14 protein-coding genes, 1 tRNA gene and 1 pseudogene are annotated in these 17,806 nt (G+C 67.6%); 6 read left to right on the top strand and 10 right to left on the bottom strand.

Features of this window, described 5'->3' with window-relative positions; genetic code table 11:
* The 3 genes and pseudogenes from TY51_RS22820 to TY51_RS15635 all read left to right on the top strand — a co-directional run.
* Nucleotides 1-278 (top strand): annotated as a pseudogene (locus tag TY51_RS22820) (hypothetical protein); the annotation flags it as partial.
* Complete coding sequence (locus TY51_RS15640; RefSeq protein ID WP_052650326.1) at nucleotides 275-1,183, top strand: hypothetical protein; 909 nt, start codon at nucleotides 275-277, stop codon at nucleotides 1,181-1,183. The pseudogene TY51_RS22820 and the gene TY51_RS15640, both read left to right, overlap by 4 nt.
* 14 nt (nucleotides 1,184-1,197) lie before the next feature.
* Nucleotides 1,198-2,514, top strand: coding sequence for an oligosaccharide flippase family protein (locus TY51_RS15635; RefSeq protein ID WP_042251119.1), 1,317 nt, complete (start codon nucleotides 1,198-1,200; stop codon nucleotides 2,512-2,514).
* On the opposite strand, the gene TY51_RS15630 is transcribed toward TY51_RS15635, so the two are convergent.
* The 5 genes from TY51_RS15630 to TY51_RS15610 all read right to left on the bottom strand — a co-directional run bounded on the left by TY51_RS15630 (nucleotide 2,511) and on the right by TY51_RS15610 (nucleotide 9,666).
* Complete coding sequence (locus TY51_RS15630) at nucleotides 2,511-3,674, bottom strand: glycosyltransferase (protein ID WP_042251117.1); 1,164 nt, start codon at nucleotides 3,672-3,674, stop codon at nucleotides 2,511-2,513. The two genes, TY51_RS15635 and TY51_RS15630, sit on opposite strands and share 4 nt — an antisense overlap.
* The gene (locus tag TY51_RS15625) at nucleotides 3,671-4,432 is read right to left on the bottom strand and encodes a WecB/TagA/CpsF family glycosyltransferase (protein WP_307537518.1); all 762 of its coding nucleotides are present in this window, start codon (nucleotides 4,430-4,432) and stop codon (nucleotides 3,671-3,673) included. Before TY51_RS15625 ends, TY51_RS15630 begins: the two co-directional genes overlap by 4 nt.
* Nucleotides 4,429-4,716 (bottom strand): hypothetical protein, encoded by a 288-nt coding sequence (locus TY51_RS15620; protein ID WP_042251113.1) that lies wholly within the window; start codon nucleotides 4,714-4,716, stop codon nucleotides 4,429-4,431. The genes TY51_RS15625 and TY51_RS15620 overlap by 4 nt, the downstream gene beginning before the upstream one ends.
* On the bottom strand, nucleotides 4,704-8,300 hold the full coding sequence (locus tag TY51_RS15615; RefSeq protein ID WP_042251112.1) for a non-ribosomal peptide synthetase: 3,597 nt from the start codon (nucleotides 8,298-8,300) through the stop codon (nucleotides 4,704-4,706). The genes TY51_RS15620 and TY51_RS15615 overlap by 13 nt, the downstream gene beginning before the upstream one ends.
* 124 nt (nucleotides 8,301-8,424) lie before the next feature.
* On the bottom strand, nucleotides 8,425-9,666 hold the full coding sequence (locus TY51_RS15610) for a glycosyltransferase (protein WP_042251111.1): 1,242 nt from the start codon (nucleotides 9,664-9,666) through the stop codon (nucleotides 8,425-8,427).
* Nucleotides 9,667-10,117: 451 nt separating this feature from the next.
* Here TY51_RS15610 and TY51_RS20435 point away from each other — a divergent pair, with 451 nt between their 5' ends.
* A complete protein-coding gene (locus tag TY51_RS20435) occupies nucleotides 10,118-11,257 on the top strand; it encodes a Hint domain-containing protein (protein ID WP_197054796.1) in 1,140 nt (379 codons plus the stop codon).
* A gap of 13 nt (nucleotides 11,258-11,270) precedes the next feature.
* On the opposite strand, the gene TY51_RS15595 is transcribed toward TY51_RS20435, so the two are convergent.
* The gene (locus tag TY51_RS15595) at nucleotides 11,271-12,308 is read right to left on the bottom strand and encodes a fatty acid desaturase (RefSeq protein ID WP_042251107.1); all 1,038 of its coding nucleotides are present in this window, start codon (nucleotides 12,306-12,308) and stop codon (nucleotides 11,271-11,273) included.
* 228 nt (nucleotides 12,309-12,536) lie between these two features.
* On the opposite strand from TY51_RS15595, the gene TY51_RS15590 reads away from it, so the two are divergent.
* Nucleotides 12,537-12,893, top strand: coding sequence for a hypothetical protein (locus tag TY51_RS15590; RefSeq protein ID WP_156118067.1), 357 nt, complete (start codon nucleotides 12,537-12,539; stop codon nucleotides 12,891-12,893).
* A 218-nt stretch (nucleotides 12,894-13,111) separates the two neighbouring features.
* Here TY51_RS15590 and TY51_RS15585 read toward each other — a convergent pair whose 3' ends face one another.
* A complete protein-coding gene (locus TY51_RS15585; RefSeq protein WP_052650322.1) occupies nucleotides 13,112-15,043 on the bottom strand; it encodes a methyl-accepting chemotaxis protein in 1,932 nt (643 codons plus the stop codon).
* Nucleotides 15,044-15,180: 137 nt separating this feature from the next.
* Between TY51_RS15585 and TY51_RS15580 the strand changes: the two genes are divergently transcribed.
* The gene (locus TY51_RS15580) at nucleotides 15,181-16,422 is read left to right on the top strand and encodes an Hsp70 family protein (protein WP_042251105.1); all 1,242 of its coding nucleotides are present in this window, start codon (nucleotides 15,181-15,183) and stop codon (nucleotides 16,420-16,422) included.
* A 15-nt stretch (nucleotides 16,423-16,437) separates the two neighbouring features.
* Here the strand turns inward: TY51_RS15580 and TY51_RS15575 are convergent.
* From TY51_RS15575 to TY51_RS22815, 3 genes are all read right to left on the bottom strand, one after another.
* Nucleotides 16,438-16,533 (bottom strand) — tRNA-Sec (locus TY51_RS15575).
* A gap of 17 nt (nucleotides 16,534-16,550) precedes the next feature.
* On the bottom strand, nucleotides 16,551-17,603 hold the full coding sequence (locus TY51_RS15570; RefSeq protein ID WP_197054795.1) for a hypothetical protein: 1,053 nt from the start codon (nucleotides 17,601-17,603) through the stop codon (nucleotides 16,551-16,553).
* A partial coding sequence (locus TY51_RS22815) for a hypothetical protein (protein ID WP_042251100.1) occupies nucleotides 17,552-17,806 on the bottom strand: 255 nt, incomplete at its 5' end. The genes TY51_RS15570 and TY51_RS22815, both read right to left, overlap by 52 nt.

Below are 17,806 nucleotides of genomic sequence, written 5' to 3'. Positions count from 1 at the left end.
TGTCGGTCGAGGTCGGCGGCCGTCTGCCCGGCATCGTGGTGACTGAATGGGTGCCCGACCTGGATCCCGGACAGGACGCGGACCGGATCGCGGGGTTGGGCGCCGCGCTGGCGTTGAACGACGATCCGGCCCTGCACGGCGCGACCGTTCTGGGGGACCGCCAGATCCTGCCGGGCCGGTCGCTGCGCCGCCGTGTCCTGGACCTGCTGCTGCTAAAACCCGCCGTCAGACCCATCGTTCTGGCCCCGGAACCGACCAGCCTGAAAGAGACGACATGAAGCATATCCTGTTCTCCGCCATCGCCGCCCTTGGTGTGTCCGCGCATCCGCCTGTTGCAGCCGAACCCACGCCTGAACGCGACAGCGCCCGCGTGTTCGTCTTTGGCAACAGCCTGATCCATCACCTGACCGACACCGACGAGACGACCGTCCCCCACTGGCTGGCCATGATGGCCCGGCACGAGGGGCGCGATCTGGCCCTGGACGGACGGTTCGGCTTTCCGCGCGAATTTGCGGCCGAACTGCCGCCGGTGGCGAACTGGGCTTTTAACGCGGTCACGCCGGCTTGGGACCCGGATCAGCCCTTTGCATCAGCCAATTTCGATACGATCATCCTGAACCCGGAAAACTTCATCCAGTACGACCGTGCCGACCAGCGCTATCCGGGCGACAACCCCGACCGGCAATCCCCCTATGGCGCCACGGTCGAGGTGCTGGACTGGGTCGCGCAGAATACGGATGCGCCGCGCATCCTGATCTATGAGGGCTGGGCCGACCTGCACCCCTTTGCCGATGATGTCCCGCCCGAACCGGGCGAGATGGAGCGGTATTACCGCCACGCGCAGAACGGCTATGCACGCTGGTACGACGACTATGTCGCCCGCCTGGCCGGGGTGCGGCCCGATGCCGATATCAGCCTGCTGCCGGTCGGGCGTGTGATGGCCCGCCTGCTGTCCGAGGAACCGCTGTCCGCCATCGCCCCCGACGTCCTGTATTCCGACCTGTCCCCCCACGGGACCGAGACGATCTATCTGCTGGCCGCAATGATCACCTATGCCGACCTTTACGGCGCGCGGCCCCCGTCGGGGCTGGCGCTGCCTGACACCATCGATCCCGATTTCGCCGCCGCATACGAGGGTACGGCCGACAAAATCTGGGACATCATGCAGACCGGGCGGCGTTGACGGCCATGCGCGCAATGATCGGATCGCTTTTTACCGGGCAGGGGCTTGCGCAACGGGCCTTTCGCGGCTCGGCGCTGACGATGATCAGCTTCGGGGGCATCCAGGCGATCCGCCTGGCCTCGAACCTGGTGCTGACCCGCCTGCTGTTCCCCGAAGTGTTCGGCCTGATGACCCTGATCATGGTCGTCATCCAGGGCCTGAACAACTTCTCCGACGTGGGCATCACCCCGGCCATCCTGCAAAGCCGCAGGGGGGACGACCGGACGTTCCTGGACACCGCCTTCACAATGCAGGCCATCCGCGGGGTGATCCTGTGGCTGGGCTGCTGCATCCTGGCCGTGCCGGCGGCGTCCTTCTATGGCGTGCCCGAACTGGTCTGGTTCCTGCCCGTCGCGGGGACCACCGCGATGATCTATGGCCTGCTGCCCACCAAGATCGAGACCGCGAACCGCCACCTGCAGATGGGTCGCCTGACCATCGTCGAACTGGCCACCGCCGCGGTCACCACGATCATCACCATCGCTCTGGCGGCGATCCTGGAATCGGCCTGGGCGCTGGTCATCGGGTTGATTCTGGGATCGGTCGTCAAGGTGCTGATGGTCAGCTACTGGATGCCCGGCCCGGCCAACCGCTTCCGGTGGGACCCCGATTGCGTGGCGGAGTTGGTGCGGTTCGGCAAGTGGATCATGCCGTCGACCGTGGTGGGCTTCGTCATCTCGCAGGGTGACAAGGCTGTACTGGCACGCCTGCTGACGCTGACGCAGCTGGGCATCTATAATATCGCGTTCTTTCTGGCCAGCTTTCCGCTGATGCTGGGCACGACGGTCATCTCTCGCATGATGATCCCGCTGTATCGCACCGCGTTCGAGGACCCCAGTGCCGGGCACATGCGCCGCGTGCGGATCGTGCGGGCCACGCTGACGGGCAGCTTCATGCTGCTGCTGGCGCTGCTGGCGACGTTCGGGGAAGATCTGGTCGTGCTGCTTTATGACTCGCGCTATGCCAGCGCCGGGCCGCTGGTGACGCTGATCGCGCTGGCCGGGATCCCGTCGTTGATCGGCCTCAGCTATGACCAGGCAGCCCTTGCCGGGGGCGATTCCCGCGGCTTCTTCTGGGTCACGCTGGTGCGGGCGGTGCTGTTTCTCAGCCTGTTCACGCTTGGCGGCATCCAGGCGGGCATTCCGGGCGCGCTGGCGGGACAGGCGCTGGCTGCGATCCTGGCCTACCCGATGCTGGTGCGCATCGCGCGCAAGCACGGGGCCTATGACGGGTTGCACGATCTGGTCTTTGGCGTGGCCGGCCTGATCCTGGCCGCGGTGCTGCTGATCTAGGTCGGCCGCGCCGCCACCTTGCGCAGGTGATCCATGCGGCGCCTGAACTCGCCCTGAAAATCATGGGTCTGCGCGAATTCCAGCGCGCGGGCCGAGACATCGGCAATCGCCGCCCTATCCAAACCCGCGATGATCCCGGCGGCCTTGTCCGGCTGGCCCATCGGCATCACCCAACCCCCGCCCGATTGCCGCGCCAGTTCCGACCACATCCGGTTGTCGGTGCCCAGAACCGGGACGCCGCAGCCCATTGCCTCCAGATAGCTGCAGGACGGGTCGGACTGCCGGTGCGGGGCCAGGAACAGGTCGGCGTTCTGGCGCATCCACGGCACCAGCCCGGTGACGAAATCGACCGGCTCGTGCAGGCGCACGATCCCGCCCAGGTCGTGCCGCGCCAGATCGTCAATGATGGCCTGCCGCATGTCGCCCGCGCCAAAGATGTCCATGCGGAAATCGATGCCTCTGCCACGCAGGGCAAGGGCGGTGGGGATCAGGTCCTGGGTTCCCTTCATCGCGATCAGCCGCCCGGCATGCACGATCCGCAGCGGGCCGTCCCATGCGGCGCGGGCATGCATCTCGGGCGGGGTGGCCATCGTCTCCCGCTCCGACCGGTTGTCCAGATACAGGCACATGTTGCCGTTCAGCCCGCCATAGGCCGCCATGGCCGGAAAGCCGTTGGCCTGCACCCCGTCTGCCGCCCGCAGCGCGCGGCGCAGGCGCAGTTCCTGCGTCAGCAGCCATTGAACCGACCGCGCCAGCCGCAGGGGGCGGCGCGCCAGCTCCAGCCGCGCGACCGCCAAGCGGGTCTGCAGCGGGTATTCGATGGCATAGACCAGCCGCGCGCCGACATCGGCGCACAGCCGCGCCAGGTCCAGTTGGCGATGGTCGTCAGCGGTGCCCAGAACCACCCGCGCCCCGCGCAGGTCATCCGCGGTGATGGCCGCATCTTCCGCGATCAGGCGCAGCTCTCCGGGCAGATCGGCAGCCGTCACCGGGCTTGCGAAGGGCAGCGTGCCCGTCCCCTGCCGCAATACGACCCGCGTGGGGCCGCCCCATTCACGGGCGAACAGGTGCAGGCCGGCCACGAACTTGTCGTCCATCCACATCTGCCCGTCCCGCATCATCACGTGGACCGAGGGCACCATCACAAGCATGCCGGTCATGACTGTCGCGGCCTTTCACGCAGGGCACGAAGGGCGTGGCCCGGCAGGATCAGGGCGCCGCGAACATAGCGCGGTCCCAAGCGCTTGGGGCTCAGCGCGGCGCGCCACAGCCATTCCATGCGCGCCGCACGGAACAGCCGCGGGGCGCGGCGCTGCTTGCCGGTGACGAAGTCAATGCCTGCGCCCACCGATGCAAAGCCCACCTGCGGACAGATCGTCCGCCCGCGCGCGGCCAAAATCTCCTGCCGGGGTGCGCCAAGGGCCAGCAGGCACAGCGACGCGCCGCTGGCGTTCAGGCGGTCCAGCAGGGCATCCGCCTCGGCGCCGTGGGGGTCAAAGGGGAAACCGGGCGCCGTGACCAGGCTGACGGTCAGTCCGGGATGCGCGGCCATCAGGCGGCGGGCGGCGTCCTGCCCGCCCTCCTCGGTCCCGGCCAGGATGGCCACGCCGCGATCAAGGCGCGCGGCCAGCGCGCATAGCGGTTGCACCAGGTCCGATCCGGGCACCAGCGACACCTGCTGCCCGCCAAGCCGCGCCAGCCAGACCACGGGGTTTCCATCCGCAACGATCAGGTCATGCCGGGCATAGGCGGCCCGGAAATCGGCATCGCTGCGCAGCTTTTCCAAGTGATCGACGTTCATCGTCGCCAGCGCAAAGCCCTGGCGGGCCGCCAGACGCGACTCCACGATCGACAGCAGCGCCTGTCGGTCCGGCACGGTCAGAGCGACGCGATCGTCGCCGATTGCGAATTGCATCATGGCTCCTTCAAGGGGGGTGCGGTGGGGTCCGGCGGCACGAGCCGGCGCAGATGGTCGGCAAGAACCTCGACATTGCCCGGCTCCAGGATCGACAGGTGCGTCCCCGGCAGGTCGTGCAGCGTCCATCCGCCCGCCGCGATCTGCGCCCAGCCAAGGCCCTGGCGCTTGCCTTCAGGCGAATCCCAGAAGCTGGCATCGGCACGAAAGACCGCGATGGGCCGATCGTAGGGCTGAGGGTCGTAATGGACCACGGCCTGGACGTTCGCCTCGATCAACTGGGCCATGTCGACGGTCGGATCTTGGTTCGGCAACAGGTCGCGCGCCTCGGGCTGGTCGTGGGGGCGGCGGTTTTGCAGCGTGTCGGCGATATGGCGCAGGCCGTGGCGGCGCAGCTGACCCAGGTGGGCGCGCAGTTTGGCCCATCCCCGGACCGACGGCCGCCCCCCGGACCCGCGGCATCCAGCACCACCAACAAGGGCACGTCACGCCCCGCCCGCCGCAATTGCTGCGCCAGTTCCAAGGCGAAATAGGACGCCATCGACACAGCGGCCAGGCAGACGGGCCGTCCCGGCAGGTGGCGGTCCAGTTCCTCCAGATAGGTGCGGGCGACGGCTTCGACCCGGATATCCAGCCCGTCCTCGGGAACGCCGATGGTCAGGCCCAGTACCGGGTAATCCGGGCCAAGGGCGTCGGACAAAGGTCGGAACAGTGCCTGCCTGCGGCCCAGCACATGCACGCCGATGATCGGCACGCGGCTGCCCAAGGGTTGGGTCGGGATCAGGAAACGGGGTCGGTCCGGCGTCGTGCGCTGCAGGCGCACCAGCCCCTCAGGCGTGGGGGCCTGCATGACGTCGGCGGTGTGCAGGCGCAGCCCGGTCCGGGTCCGCACAAGGCTGATCAGGCGCAGCGCCAGCAGGGAATCGCCGCCCAAGTCATAGAAATCGTCATCGGGGCCGACATGCGGCAGCTCCAGCACATCAGCCATGCAGTCCGCCACGGCCAGCACCTGCGGTTCCGCTTGCGTGGTGCCCGGCGCGGGACCGGCGGCGGCAGGGCGGGGCAGCAGGTCACGCGCGATTTTGCCGTTCGCGGTCACCGGCAGGTCGTCCACCGCGATCAGTCGCGGCACCATATAGGCCGGCAACAGGTCGCGCAGATCGCGTGCGATCCGCGTGACGTCGGTGCCGTCATCGGTGACGACCCAGCCAAGCAGGCGCGGCGGTGGACCCTTGTCCAGGTCGACGAAGAACTGCAGCACGCCGGGCTGTGCGGCCAGGGCGCTTTCGATCTGGCCCAGTTCGATCCGCTGGCCGCGCAGCTTGACCTGCCGATCTTCCCGGCCCAGGAACATCAGCTGTCCATCTGTGGACCAGCGGCCCAGATCGCCGCTGCGGTACAGGCGACCCTCCGCGTCGGCCATAAACGCGCGCGCGGTGGATTCGGGATCGTCCAGATAGCCGCCGCTGACCGCGTGGCTGCCGATGACGATCTCTCCCTCGCCGCCCAAGGGTGTGGGGGTGCCGTCGGGGGCCCGCAAAAGGATGCGGGCGTGACCGGCGGGGCGCCCGATCGGAACCTCGGACCCGGTTGTCAGGGACGACCCTTGCCACAGGGTGCTGGTCACGGTTGCCTCTGCCGGGCCGTATGCGTTGACGAACTGCACACCCGGTGCCAGCCGCAGCCATTCGCGGAAGGCTGCAGGTGGCACGCGCTCGCTGCCCGTCACCAGCAGGCGCAGGCTGTCCGGCAAGGGCCGGGGATGATCGCGCAGTTCGGCCACCATCTGCTGCCAATAACTGGCGGGCAGGTTCAGCACCGTCAGGCCATGCCGGCGGACCAGGTCCAGCAGCCCCTGGATCGACCCCAGGGGAGACGCATCGCGCAGCACGACATGCGCGCCGGACAGCAGCGTCGGCCAGACCTCCTCCAGCGCGACGTCGAAACTGGGCGTCGCGAATTGCAGGACCGCGTCCCGGTCCGTCAGCGCATAGGCGTCGGCCATCGCGTGGGCATGCGCGCTCAGCGCAGCATTCAGCCCCCGGACCGCCTTGGGCGTCCCGGTGGAGCCGGAGGTGAAGGTGACATAGGCCAGGCTGTCCGCATCCAGCGCCGGACGCGGCGGGGCGTGGGCTTGGCAGGCATCATCGGCGATCACCACGTTCGGCGCGGATGCCGACAGCGGCGTGTCCTGCTGGACGACGATCGCCTTGGCGCGCGCCTGCCGGATCAGGCCGGACAGGTAATCGGGCGACTGATCCAGATCCAGCAGCAGAAAGCCCGCGCCGACCTTCAGCGTGGCCAGCATTGCCGCGATCTGGCGCACGGATCGGGGCAGGGCGACCGCCACGACGTCCTGCGGGCCGATGCCGCATCCGGCCAGTTGCGCCGCAAGGGCATTGGCCTGCTGGTCCAGCGTGCGGAAATCGACGGACAGTCCCGTCTGTGCCTCGGTCACCGCGGTCCGGTCGCCGTGGCGCGCGGCCGTCGCCTCGAACGCCGACGCAAGGTCCGCAAGCGTGGCGGGCACTGGGCGGTCGGGGCGGCCCAGGGCCTGCAGCCGGCCCTGTTCGTCCGCGTCCAGCATGGTCAGGTCCGACAGGGGCATGTCGGGGCGGGCATTGCCCATCGCCTGCAGCAGCCTGGCCATCTGGTGCAGGATACGGGTCGGCATGTCCCCCGGCAGCCTGGCCGCGTCATGTTCCAGCGATATCCACAGCGCGCCTTCGTCATGGACCGACAGCGACATCAGGGCCGTGCCTTCCTCGACCAGGCGCACGCCGGTCCAGCCGCAGCCGTCGGCCGCCAGCCGGGCGGCCAGCGTGCCGCGCTGATACATCAGCACCGTGTCGTACAAGGGCGCGCGTCCCTGGCGACCGGACCATTGCCGGATCAGTGTCTGGCGGGCGTGCGAATGCGACCGCAGCTGCAGCGTCTGCGCCCGCAGGCGCGCCAGCAGGTCGCCAAAGGAGGCGATATCGTCCAGCCGCACCTGAAACGGAACGGTGGTGATCAGGCAGCCCGCGACCCGGTCCACGTGACCGCGACCGGATTCCACCAGACCAAAGGCCGCGCCCGGACGCCCGGTCCAGCGCATCAGCAGCATCGCCCAAGCGGCTTGCACCACCGTCAGCGTGGTCACCTCGGCCGCATGGGCCAGGCGGCGGACGGCGTCGGAGGCGGCCATCGACAAGGTCAGGTCGCTCTGGCGCATCGGGCCGTGGGTCTTGGCCGGGGCCGCGGGAAAGGCCGCGGCGACGGTGTCGTCGGACAGCGTGGCGGCAAAGGCGGCGCGGGCCTGCGGTTCGTCCAGATGGCGTTCGCGAATGGCCTGCACGAAGCCGATGTCGGGTGCCATCAGCGGATCGCCTGCCAGGATCCGCCACAGTTCTGTCAGCACCAGCGCGATGCTGGTGCCGTCGATCAGCGCGTGGTGAATGGTCCAGACCATCCGCGCCTGCCCCGTACCCAGGTCGGCCAGCGTGACGCGCCAGCCCGGCCCCTCGGTCGGGTCCACGCCGGCCGCCCTGTCCGCGTCCAGAAACCCGTCCAGCGCGGCATCCGACAGGTCGGCAAGGTCAAGGCGCACATCTGCGCGGTCCAGCACGTCCAGCCGCAGGACGCCCGTGTCGTCGGTGACCAGAACCGTCCGCAGCGTTTCGTGCCGTTCGGCCAGTTGCTGCCAGGCGTGCCGCAACGGGGTGGTGGCAAGAATGTCGGACGGGGCGTCCAGAACGACCTGTTCGATATGGGCGCGGACCGGATCGCCCTGGTCGCTGCCCGCCAGAAAGGCCGCCTGGCTGTCGGTGGCGGCTGGCAGATCGCGAAGGCCCTCTCGATCATCCGCGCTGACAGACGGTCCGTGCAGCATAGTTATAATCCGTTCCGACGAAAATGGTGATGACAGCGATACGCGTCCAACCACGCTATCGCAAAGAAAGAGTTGCGGCATAGCCAATTGATCATGAATTTAGAAAGATGAAATGATGTCATGGTTACCGGTTCCGGGTGGCCGCGAACAACGCGGCCAGCTTCGCGGCCTCGGTCGCGATGTCGTGGCGCGACAGCGCGCGGGTGCGGGCGGCGGCGCCCATCCGGTCCAACTGGTCGCGCGGTGTGCGGGCGGCGGCATCCAGCGCAATGGCCAGATCGGCTTCGGATCCGGCGGGGATCAGCCAGCCGGTCTGGCCGTCGACCATCAGCTCGGGGATGCCCGCGATGAGGGTCGCAATGCAGGGCCGGCCAGCCGCCATCGCCTCCATCAGCGCGACGGGCAGGCCTTCGGCAAAGCTGGGCATCGCCATGACATGCGCCGCCGACAGCGCGTCGCGCACCCCCGCCTCGTCCAGCCAGCCGGTCAGGGTGACACGCGTGTCCAGCCCTTGTGCCCGGATTGCGCGTTCCAGATCCGCCCGCAGCGGGCCGTCGCCCACCAGCGTCAGATGCACCGGTGCGGTGCTGCGCGCCATCGCCTCGATCAGCAGGACCTGCCCCTTCTGTTCGGCAAAGCGACCGATGCAGACCACCCGCAGCGGATGTTCCGCGTCCGGCCCCGGCGGCAGCGGAACGAGGTCGGCGAACAGCGCGGGGTCGATCCCGCAATGCACCACCTTGATCCGGTCCCACGCGTCGAACGGCGTCCACCGCGCCAGCTGGCTGCGCCCAAAGGCGCTGACCGCCACGGCGAAACGCGACTCGGCCACCTTGTCGCGCAGAAGCAGCGTGTGGGGGCCGTCAAATTCCTCGGGGCCGTGAAAGGTCACGCTGTAGCCTGGCGCGCCCAGCATGCGGGCATAGCGGACGACATCGGCCGAATTGGTCCCGAAATGGGCATGCAGATGCGTCAGGCCCAGTTGGCGGCAGCGATCGGCCAGCACCGCCGCCTCGGCCAGATAGATCACCTGCCGCAGCGGGCCACGCCCCGGACCGCCCCGCCTCCCCGCCGACAGGGCCCGCATCAGGCTGCGCGGATGGCGGATCACCGCGCGGATCAGCGCCGCTCCCAAACCCATCGCGCCGCGGTCCAGGACGTATTCGGTCTGTTCGGCCTCGGCCCGATCCTCGGCCGACAGGACGGGCTGATCGTCGCGTCGCATGGCAAAGCGGACGACCGTCAGGCCCGCCGCCTCCAGCGCGCGAATCTCTCGGCGGATGAAGGTTTGGGACGGGCGGGGATAGGTATTGATGACATAGCCGATTCGGTCCGGGTGCAGCGTCTGGTCCGTTTCGGTGGTCATGATATGTTTCGCCTTAAAGTTGAATGTTTTGCGCAGTGTATTCGTCTGGATGGTGCCCGACAGACGTTGCGCTGTCGATCTTGTTTCTCAAATGAACCGATCGGTGCTATCATGATTGGGCACTTTTTGAAGGGGCCAAGGAAACCTTGCTGGTCGGTATTATCGCAACGTCCGCCGTGATCGGCATCCTATCAACCATCCTGTTCCTTTTGTCGGGGTTCGGGTGGCTGGCCGCTTTTCTGTGGGGTTACGTCTGCTGTGGCATGATCAGCGTGTTTGCGTTGTCCCTCATTGTCAGCCGCTCTCTCCGATATCGCAAATGTCCGGGACGATCCAACCTGAACGACGCGGCCCCCGTCGGTGGCGCGGATTGCGATTAAACTTGTACGCAAGATAAACTGGCGCGATGAATTGATGCGACTATTGCTGAGGCTCCATGATGGAGGCTCAGATGATGAACGCCGTGACCTGGATGTGGATTGGCAACCGCCCGCAGATCAACACCACGCCGGGATCGCCCGCGACCAATGCCGAGGCGGACGGCCTGCGGGGGTACAAGGTCAACGGCCAGAACCAGATCAAGCCGGTCGAACTGGACGGTCAACTGCGTGGGATCAACACCGCCCAAGGCAGGGCCGAGGCCTATGCCACCAGCTATAACCAGCATCCCGACGGCGCCAGCAAGTTCGTGTACAACTCCCCCACGGGCAGCGGTCAGAACGCCAGCCAGATCACCGGCTTTCTCAAGGTGCAGTACAAGCTGACCTATCCCGACAACACCTCCACCACCCAGGACGGCGTCCTGATCCAGATGCGCAACGGCGACATGTTCTTTCGCCCGTCGAAGGATAGTGTTGCGGCATGGTCGGACGTAAAGACGTTGAACACGGTCGAGATCATCGATGCCGACCCCCTGCCCAAGGAGGTCTATGCCGCAAAGATCTCCTTTGCGCCCGACATCCATGACATGGAGATCATGTGCTTTGCCGCGGACACGCTGATCCTGACCGCCGACGGGCCGCGCCCGGTCAACGGTCTGCATCCGGGCGACATGATCTGGACGCGCGACCGCGGGTTCCAGCCTCTGCGCTGGATCGGCACGCGCCGTTTCGATGCGGCCGATCTGGCGGCAAATCCCAAGCTGCGTCCGATCCGCATTGTGGCCGGCGCGCTTGGCCTGAACCAGCCATCGGCCCCATTGTCGGTGTCGCGCCAGCATCGGATCCTGATCCGGTCGGCGGCGGCGCGGACGCTGTTCGGCACGGACGAAATCCTGGCCCCGGCCTGCCAGCTGACTGATCTGCCCGGAATCGCGGTGGATATGTCGGTGTCGCAGGTGACTTACTGCCATCTGATGTTCGACGACCATCAGGTCGTCGACTCGAACGGCGCGCAGACGGAATCGTTGTACCCCGGCCCGCAGGCCCTGCGCGCGATGGGGCCGGCGGCGCTGACCGAATTGCAGCAGATCTTTCCGCAGCTGTTCGAGGATCAGGGCCACCCGGCCGAGGCCCGCGCCTTCGTGCGCGGCCCCCGGTTGCGGCAGCTGGTTCAGCTGCACGCCGTGGGGCAGGCTGCGCTGTTCAGCTGATCAGCGGGGCGCCTCAGCTGGCCGCGGTGGCGCCGTAAAGGCTGCGCGCCTCGCGGAAGGACACCAGGCGGCGGCGCTTTTCGTCCCACAGATGCAGGTTCACCGAACGCAGGCTTTCACGCAACGTCAGACGCTGCGCCGAGGCCAACTCGTGATGATCGCGCAGGATTTCCGGGAGGCGATAGAACGGGATCCGGCTGTACAGGTGGTGGACGTGATGCACCCCGATATTCGCCGATAACCAGCGCAGGGGCTGGGGCAGGATATAGTGGGACGACCCGGCCAGCGCAGCATCGTGCAGCTGCCATTCGTCGCCATTGGCCCAATGCGTCTCCTCGAACTGGTGCTGGACATAGAACAGCCAGACGCCGACCGTCCCCGCCACGATCGTGGTCGGCAGGAAGATCAGCAGCACCGGCATCGGACCTGCGAACCAGATCATCGTGCCCAGGATCAGTGCCAGGGCAAGGTTGGTGCCCAGGGCCGAGGCCCAGAACCGCCACCCCGCCCGCATCAGCCCAAGCGGCAGGCGGTTCTGCAGCAGGAACAGATAGCTGGGGCCCAGCACGAACAGAACCAGGGGGTGGCGATACAGGCGATACATCAGCCGCCCGAACCGCCCGCGGCTGCGATATTCGCCCACCGTCAGGGTCATCACGTCGCCGATGCCGCGTTCGTCCAGATTCCCGTGCTGCGCGTGGTGCAGCGAATGGGTGCGGCGCCAGACGTCATAGGGCGTCAGGGTCAGCACACCAAGCCCGCGCCCGATCCAATCCTGGACCTTGCGGTTGTGAAAGAACGAAGCATGGCCGCAATCGTGCTGGATGCAGAAGATGCGGACCAGAAACAGCCCGTTAATCAGCGCGATCGGCACGGCCAGCCAATAGCTGACCGACAGCGCGGCCCAAGCCAGCGCCCAAAGCGCCAGAAACGGCACGATCGTTGCCAACAGCTCCCACACGCTGCGGCGGGTCGAGGGCTCGCGATACTTGGCGAGGATCTGCACCCACTCCTTGGCCTGGCGCGGCGTGCTTGCGTTCGGTGTACCCATAATCAGCGACTCTGCGCCCCCTCAGTTCATTTCAGGCGGCGATAGCACATAAACCACGCCGCCGCCTATGGCCCGTTTGACGTCCCGTTGCCGCACCGGGCGCAAACACGGGCCTCAGCCCGCCACGGGACACGATTTCGCCACAGCGTGTGCGATGAGAATGGTGGGGTTCGGAACCGCCGGGCCGTGCGGGCGTTTTGCGGCGTACAATCCAGACGAGGCCACCCGATGATGATCCCATTCGCACGACTGACGCTGACCGCAGCCGTCATGGCCTTGGCCGTTCCGGCGACCGGTCTGCATGGCGGGGCCGCTTGGGCGCAGGCCGCCCCCGCGCAGGGCATTTCGGAGGCGCCGGAATGCCCGGCCGATGCAGGCATCGCCGAACCGGCAAGCCAGCCTGACGCATCCGAAGACAGCACCGCAGCAGAAAACACGGGCACGACTGGCTGGAGCGGCGGAACAGGCGGTTCGCAACTGGGCACGAATGCACAGGGCGCGGTCGAATCGTCGCCCACATGGCAGCCGCCAACGGCGCGCGGTCTTGATCTGGCCGGATTGGCAGAGGCACAGCCAGCCTGCTGACCGTAGGACATTGTTGCGGACGCCTCGGCGCCACCTCTATTAGATTAATGTCAGTTTCCTACAACCGCAGGCTTTGCGTGAGGTGGGCAAAATCGCGTTGCCATCCGTCTTCAGTGCAAAACGGTCAAGATTTCGCGAGCATCCACCAAGGCGCCGTCGGACATCCGGCGGCGCCTTTACCAACTTCGCGTACTTGGAGAAGCACGTCCCGACCGAGGTCAGAACTCCATCATTCTTGCAGTTCCAATCTTAGTTGAACGCGTGCGTGCCCCCGCCGCCGGAACTTCAAGGAACGGGTCATCAAAGGTATGCGACGCGGAAGCACGCGCCCGCTGCGCCTGAGGCGGGTGGAAGGTGAAACTGGTCAGCGCCGATCCGAGGACCCCCGCCTGATGCTGCAACGACGCGGCGGCGGCATTGGTCTGCTCGGCCACTGCGGCGTTCTGCTGGGTGACCTGATCCAGGTGGTTCACGCCCGAATTGATCTCGGACAGGGCGGTGGACTGGTCGCTGGCCGCCAGCGCGATGGCGGCGACCTGGTCCGACACCTCTCGCGCCTTCAACAGGATCTGCTCCAGGCTGCCGCCGGTACGGCTGACCAGCGATGATCCGGACCGGACATGCTGCGAGGAGTCCGAGATCAGCCCCTTGATCTCGCGTGCCGAATCCGACGCGCGCTGCGCCAGTCCGCGCACCTCGGAGGCGACCACGGCGAAACCGCGGCCCGCCTCTCCGGCGCGGGCGGCCTCGACGCCTGCGTTCAGGGCCAGCAGGTTGGTCTGGAACGCGATGTCGTCGATGACGGTGATGATCCGGTTGATCTGATCCGACGACGCCTCGATCTTTTCCATGGCCTGGATGGCCTCGCCGACGATGCTGCGACCCTCCTCCGCGATCGATCGGTTGGTCCGCGACACGCTCTCGGCGGTTCGGGCCAGGTCGGCAGTGGAATGGACGCTGGCGGTCAGTTCGGTCAGCGCCGCGGCCGACTGCTCCAGCGTCGCGGCCTGCGTTTCCGCGCGACCGGCCAGATCCTGCGCGGCAGAGGTGATCTCGTCCGATCCGGTGCGCACCTGGCGCGCGACCTCGACGATCCGGCCCATCGTGGTGCCCAGGTCGGACACGACCGTGTTGAAGGTTGCGCGCAGCGCCTCGTATTCCTGGGGGAAGGGGTCATGCGCGGGGCTGGCGATCTGCGCGGTCAGGTCGCCCGCCGCCAACCGTTCCAACCCGGTCGAGATATCGGTCACGATGCGGCCTTGCTTGCGGGACTGGGCCTGCGCTTCGGCGGCGCCGGCTTCCCGCAGGTCGGCGGCGGCTTGGCGGGCGTCACGGGCTTGGGCCAGACCGTCGCGGAACTGTTCCAGATTGCGGGCGATGGACCCGATCTCATCGCGCAGGGCGGTGCCGGGGATGGGGCGGTCATAGTGCTGGCGGGCGACATCCTGCATCGCGGCATCGACGGCCGACAGCGGACGCAGGGCACGACGCGTCATGGCCAAGTTCAACCCAAAGGCCAGCACCAGCGCCGCCAGCGTCAGGGCGATTGCGGTGGTCAGGTTGCGCCACAGCACGGCCTCGATCCCGGCCATTGCGACGCCGGCATAGAGCACGCCGTTGATCTGGCCCGCCTGATCGCGGACCGGGACATACAGCGTCAGATAGGGCTGTTCCAGGATCATGGTCGTGCCGGAATAGGTCCGGCCCTCCAGCATGGCGGCATGCACCGGGCCCGTGGGATCCAGCGGCGTTCCCACGGCGCGGGTGCCGTCGGGGCGCTTGACGTTGGTGGTCACGCGGATGAACTGGCCCAGGTCGGGATCCAGCCGGAAGATCGTCGCCGTCTCTCCGGTCTGGCCGCCGACATCGTCGATCATCGTGTGATCGGTGAAATCGGGGATCTGCGGCCAGATCACGTCGCCCACGGTGCCGTCCGCCCCCGTTGTCGCCGAATATCCGTTCTGATACACGGCCAGGTCATAGGACAGCACGCGCAGTGTGACGCGCTGCGCGCTTTGGGCGTTTTCCAGCAGGCTTTGGCGTTGCGCCATGCTGAGAACCGTGACCAGCACAAGGGCCAGGGCCGTCATCAGACCAAGGCTGGTCAGGGTGATCTTTTGGCGCAGGGACAGGCGCGGAACGAAGGGCATCGAAATCTCCGGGACAGGGACCAGAGGCCGACGCTAGCGCACAAATGCTAATGGGCGGTTAGCGCGGCTGCGCTTGACTTGGCCCCGGCCCCCGCCTAGTGACCCGGCCTTTGCATTCACAGGTCAGGGCACCCGACATGGCACCGCGCGGCAACGGCCTGGGCATCGATTTCGGCACCTCGAATTCGGCTGCGGGGCATGCGCCCGACGGCGCGCCGCGCCTGATCCGGCTGGAGCCGGGGCAGACGACCATGCCCACGACCTTCTTTCTGGACAGCGAGACCCGCACCACGCTGATGGGCCAGCCCGCGAACCGCGCCCTGCTGGACGGGCACGAGGGACGGTTCATGCGCGCGCTGAAACGTGTGCTGGGCACGTCGCTGATGCACGAAAAGCGGACGATCCTGAACGAACGGGTGACCTTCGTCGACCTGATCGCCCGCTTTCTCAACCGCATCAAGACCCGCGCCGAGGCAGAGACCGGACAGACCTTCGACCGCGCGCTGTCGGGTCGGCCCGTCGTCTTTCACGGCGACGGCGACCCGCGAGAGGCGCAGGCCGAGGACGATCTGCGCCAATGCTATCTGGCGGCGGGCTTTCGCGATGTCGACTTCATGCCGGAGCCCGAGGCCGCGGCCATCGCCGCCGGTGCCGCGCGGCCCGGCGCCACGGGTCTGATCGTGGATGTGGGCGGCGGCACGTCGGATTTTTCGCTGTTCCAGGGACAGGGGGCGGGGGTGCGGATCCTGGCCAGCCACGGCGTGCGCATCGGCGGCACCGATTTCGACCGCGCCGTCAGCCTGGATCACGTGATGCCGCTGCTGGGCCGGGGGTCAGTCCTGCGCAAGGCGATGGGGCCGGGGACCTCGCCCGTGCCCAACGCGATCTATAATGACTTGGCCACGTGGGAGAAGATCCCCTTCGTGAACACCCCCCAGAACCGCCGCATGGTGGCCGAGATGGTCCGCCTTGCCGAACAGCCCGACGCCATGGCGCGGCTGTCGCGCGTGCTGGAAGATGATCTGGGCCACGATCTGGCCTTTGCCGTCGAACGCGGCAAGATCGCCGCCAATGACGGCGCCGCCGATGCCGCCATCCTGCTGGACGAGGTCGAGCGTGGCCTGTCCGCGCCGCTGGCCGGGCAGGCGCTGGCCGACAGCCTGTCGCGCCATGCGACCCAACTGCGTGACGGCGCGGTCGAGACGCTGCACCGCGCCCAGCTGACCTCGGCGCAGGTCGATCGGGTGATCTATGTCGGGGGCTCAAGCCTGATGACGGTCGTGGGCGACACCATGCGCGCGGCCTTTCCCGACGCAGACCATTCGGCGCAGGACGTGTTCACGGCCGTGGCCGACGGGCTTGCCATCGCGGCGCGATAAGGGATGGGGGAAAGCTGGCGGAAGGGAATGGGAGTCGAACCCACCCGGGACAGGCTCGCTGCCCCAACCGGATTTGAAGTCCGGCCAAACCACCGGGTTTGATGCCCTTCCGCAGGCTTTCGTCCCTTTCACCTAGGGGCTGGTTGCGCGTCCTGCAATAGAATGTTTCGCAACGCCGCAGCATTGGACGCAAGCCGCGATGCCAGATCGCGATGGTCGGAATCGTCGAATGACACGGCATCCACCGCCTGCTGCAGGGTCGCCACGGCCCGGTCGCGGTCATGCGCCGGGACGCGGGCGAATTGTCGCGCCACGTTCGCGACCATCAGGTTGCCCGTCGGCAGGATCGCATGGATCGCCGCAAACACCGCCAGCCGCAGGGGCCAGACCTCATCGACATGGCGCGCCAGCCGGGCATAGACGGCGATGAAATCCGCGGGCAGGGATTCGTTGATCCGGGGGGCGTCCTGCATCGGCGCGTCGGGCGGAAGGCCGAGCAGCACGGCAAACTCCGTGATGAAATCCGCGTCCAGCCGGGTCAGCACTCGCGCCGACGCCCCGGTGTTCCGCGCGATCAGATCGGCCATGGGGTCCAGGTCTATCATTGCGCGGATGGCGGGCACGCGGGCAAAGACCGCGAATTCGGGGACGGCCAGCGGCTTGCCGAGGGGCACCGGGTTGATCAGCGCCTGTTTCCACAGCGATCGCAGCCACCCGTCCATGTCGCGCCCCACCATGAACAGGGTCGTGTCGATGCCCGTCAGGACCTGCCGGAACTGCTGCCACGCGCTGTCTGGGATCAGCACCCGGTTGGTCATCACCCCCTCGCAGGACAGGATCAGGGTATGGGCGCGGCCGTCCCGCAGGGGGGCGATCTCGGCGGCAAGCCGGGTCACGTCGCCCCGCTTCAGCCCCTGGACCAGCCACTGATGCTTGGGGTCGCGGGGCGTGTCGACCGACGCATAGACGACCCCCTGCGCCGCCAACGCCGCCCGGTTCAGATGGCACCACGCCTGCAGGGTGGAGGTTCCCGTCTTGGGCGGACCGGGATGCAGGATGACGCGCGGACGAATGTCGTTCATGCGCGCCATGTCGGCCGGGTCCGCCGCTGATGTCAACGTGGGCGCGGTCAGCCCGCCAGCAGTGCCGCGTTCCCACCCGCTGCGGTCGTGTCGACGCACAGATGGCGTTCATGCGTCACATGCGCCCGGTCGGGCACCGCCGCGACCAGCGACACCAGCGGGCCCGGTCGCGCGGCCAGGGCCTGGGCCATCGCCCGCCCGGTCGCCGCATCGCCCCACCACAGGACCGCCGCGACATCGGGCAAATCGCGCAGCGCCTGCGGATCGATGCGACCCTGCGCCGCCACCGCCTGTCCACCGGC

Source organism: Paracoccus sp. PAMC 22219 (assembly GCF_000787695.1).
Taxonomy (GTDB): domain Bacteria; phylum Pseudomonadota; class Alphaproteobacteria; order Rhodobacterales; family Rhodobacteraceae; genus Paracoccus.
This window is presented reverse-complemented; position numbering and strand designations above follow the sequence as displayed.

Excerpts from the sequence above, each read along its gene's own strand:
- TY51_RS15635 (WP_042251119.1), top strand. The coding sequence starts at position 1,198 with ATGATCGGATCGCTTTTTACCGGGCAGGGGCTTGCGCAACGGGCCTTT.
- TY51_RS15630 (WP_042251117.1), bottom strand. The coding sequence starts at position 3,674 with ATGACCGGCATGCTTGTGATGGTGCCCTCGGTCCACGTGATGATGCGG.
- TY51_RS15640 (WP_052650326.1), top strand. The coding sequence starts at position 275 with ATGAAGCATATCCTGTTCTCCGCCATCGCCGCCCTTGGTGTGTCCGCG.
- TY51_RS15585 (WP_052650322.1), bottom strand. The coding sequence starts at position 15,043 with ATGCCCTTCGTTCCGCGCCTGTCCCTGCGCCAAAAGATCACCCTGACC.
- TY51_RS15590 (WP_156118067.1), top strand. The coding sequence starts at position 12,537 with ATGATGATCCCATTCGCACGACTGACGCTGACCGCAGCCGTCATGGCC.
- TY51_RS15615 (WP_042251112.1), bottom strand. The coding sequence starts at position 8,300 with ATGCTGCACGGACCGTCTGTCAGCGCGGATGATCGAGAGGGCCTTCGC.
- TY51_RS15595 (WP_042251107.1), bottom strand. The coding sequence starts at position 12,308 with ATGGGTACACCGAACGCAAGCACGCCGCGCCAGGCCAAGGAGTGGGTG.
- TY51_RS15620 (WP_042251113.1), bottom strand. The coding sequence starts at position 4,716 with ATGGCCCAGTTGATCGAGGCGAACGTCCAGGCCGTGGTCCATTACGAC.
- TY51_RS15610 (WP_042251111.1), bottom strand. The coding sequence starts at position 9,666 with ATGACCACCGAAACGGACCAGACGCTGCACCCGGACCGAATCGGCTAT.
- TY51_RS15625 (WP_307537518.1), bottom strand. The coding sequence starts at position 4,432 with ATGATGCAATTCGCAATCGGCGACGATCGCGTCGCTCTGACCGTGCCG.
- TY51_RS15580 (WP_042251105.1), top strand. The coding sequence starts at position 15,181 with ATGGCACCGCGCGGCAACGGCCTGGGCATCGATTTCGGCACCTCGAAT.
- TY51_RS20435 (WP_197054796.1), top strand. The coding sequence starts at position 10,118 with ATGATGAACGCCGTGACCTGGATGTGGATTGGCAACCGCCCGCAGATC.